This window comes from Ancylomarina sp., assembly GCF_041555295.1.
In the GTDB taxonomy this organism is placed as follows: domain Bacteria; phylum Bacteroidota; class Bacteroidia; order Bacteroidales; family Marinifilaceae; genus Ancylomarina.
The window spans coordinates 1-2,507 of sequence record NZ_JBFFKR010000395.1; the positions used below are offsets into that span (position 1 = coordinate 1).

Sequence of the window (2,507 nt, forward strand, 5' to 3'; positions counted from 1 at the left end):
AGAGTATTCTGATGCTTCCAGAATGCCAAATGGGCCATGAGGAAATAATCCGATAGAAAGCTTGTGGACGATAATACCAATACCGTAAGCTCCTCCAGGGACTATAAAATGGGGTGTAATAAAGAAAATATAACCTAAGGCAAGTACCAAAGCCCCTGCTACAAGTAAAGCGTAATTATAGAACCATTTACCTGAAAATAATTTGTCGTCTTGAAGGAATGCCATGAATAATGTTGATTTTTAAGTTGTAAGCTGAGTGCTGTCGTCAGTTTTAAGTGTGCTTACTACAAAGCAAATAAGAATTTTTTAAATAAAATATTTTGAGACATAAAATTTCTGATTTATATCAGAATTCATAGGTTTTGACATGATAAAAAGTCGTAAGCAAAAAAAAATCTGTGAATAAATCGAAGTAATACGATTATCCACAGATTCTATATTATGAGCTTGTGTTTTCTAAAGACTTGAACTTTTACGTCGTCTTATCGATTTGTAATTATTAATCTTATAGCTCAAACTTAATTTGAAAGTTGGAGCTTTCTGATCGTATTTATTAATAAGATTAAAATCTTTATTATAGTATGTCTTCTTTAATTTGGCGGTATTGAATACATCACGAACAATTAAGCTTGTCGATAGTCTTCTTTTAAAGAAGCTGTGTCTTAGGCTCATTGTAGCTAGGAATGAATCAGCGTTTTCGCCTTGCGCCCATTTCGATTTTGACTTATAAGTCAGGTCAATGCTAAATTGAGTTATTTTACTCAATTTAAAACTTGATACACTTCGTAAGGAATAGTTAGTGCTGGAAGTTGAGAAGTCATGCTTTTCATTCATACTAACATTGTCCCAATACTCTCCTACAACCTTATAATGAGATACACCTACAAGTAATTGGTTTCTCCAAAATTTTGAAATCGATAAACTGGCATATGATTCTATGCCTAATGTATGATCTTCACCAACATTCTCGTATGTTGTGACAATGACATTCGGTTTATCATCAGAGATTGTTTTAATTCGTTCTGTTTTGTGTTTTTTTGACCTGTAATAGGAATCAAAAGAAAGAGTATGTTTCCCAATCTTAGTGCTATAGTTTAATTCAAATGAATTAATTAATTCAGGTTTCAAGTCTGGATTTCCCTTGGTACGATTAAAACTATCATTCCATATTTCAAAGCCTTCTAAAAGCGAGCTTGAAGGGCGTTGAATACGTCGCGAATAACTAGCAGACAAATCACTTACTTTGCCTACGTTGAGCTGAGTATGTACGCTTGGAAATAAATCCCAACGATTTACTTCGTATTTATTGCCCGCATATATATTTTCTCTATTGATGTGCTCAGCTCTTAACCCAACTTGATACGTTAGCTTATTTAATTTGCCAGAGTATGTACTATATAAGTTATGTATTGTTTTATTATAGGCCGAATTTTGAGAATAGCTTGGGTTAATTATACTGTTTTCTTTAAAATTTCGATCGATATTGTATTCCTGAGAAATGAATTTGTAACCTGCTTCAAATTTATTTTTCCCAGCTAAAGGAAGGGTGTAGTCTGTTGAAATTAAAACGCCTTTAGCATCTTCTTTTAAATATGAAAGATAAGTGTTTTCTTGATCTGTGGTTTCGCTATTGTTTAAGACTGTTTTCTCCCAATCTCTACCAGTATAATCGATAAAAGTATTAAGTTGATGGCCTTTTTTATTGAATTTTCTTATATAATTGACTGTTGTAACGTAATGATCCGTTCTAGTGTCTGTCTGCTCCATGCTTTCTTCCAAAGAATGACTGCTTCCTGTTTGAAAGGTATCGTATATCAAGTCATCCTTTTTGTCTAGATCGGAACGTCCAATTTCAGCAGTAATAGAAAATGAATTTAAGGAGTCTATTTCGAAATCATAAGCAGTTGAAAATTTATAAATATTTCTCTTGTAATCTAATTCTCCAGAAGAATTAATAAAAGTAAAGGGTTCGGTAAATAATGTTTGATAATTATTTCTTTCGCCAGAATATGCTTTTTGGGTGTAATTGCCTCCTAAGTTGAAATTACTCTTCTGTTTTTTTAGATTATACATCGCATTTCCAGCCATATTATCATGGCTGCCTGGTGTGATGCTTAGAAAACCACTTGATCCTTTTAGAGTGAATTTTTTACTGATAATATTAATGATACCTGCTTCGCCTTCAGCTTCATATTTTGCAGATGGGTTGGTAATGATTTCAATATTCTCAATCTGACTGGTCGGTATTTGGCTTAAAATATCTTGAGTATTCCTCATTGACGGACGTCCATCAATAAGTACTTTGAAATTAGAGCTACCTCTTAAACTGACATTACCATTTGCATCAACAGCTACTGAAGGAACTGTTTCTAAAACATCAATAGCTGTACCACCAGCAGCAGATAGTTGATTACTAACAGGGATAACTTTTTTGTCGATTTGATAATCTATAGCATGATTATCTGAGTTTACAACAACTTCATGAAGAGCCTTGGTTGAATGATTCA

At 33.1% G+C, this 2,507-nt stretch carries 2 protein-coding genes; both read right to left on the reverse strand.

The window, feature by feature from the left end; genetic code table 11:
* Positions 1-225: YitT family protein (locus ABY905_RS16375; RefSeq protein ID WP_372645813.1), on the reverse strand; the 225-nt coding region annotated here is incomplete at its 3' end.
* A 231-nt stretch (positions 226-456) separates the two neighbouring features.
* Positions 457-2,507 (reverse strand): outer membrane beta-barrel protein (locus tag ABY905_RS16380; RefSeq protein ID WP_372645815.1); only part of this gene is annotated, 2,051 nt, incomplete at its 5' end.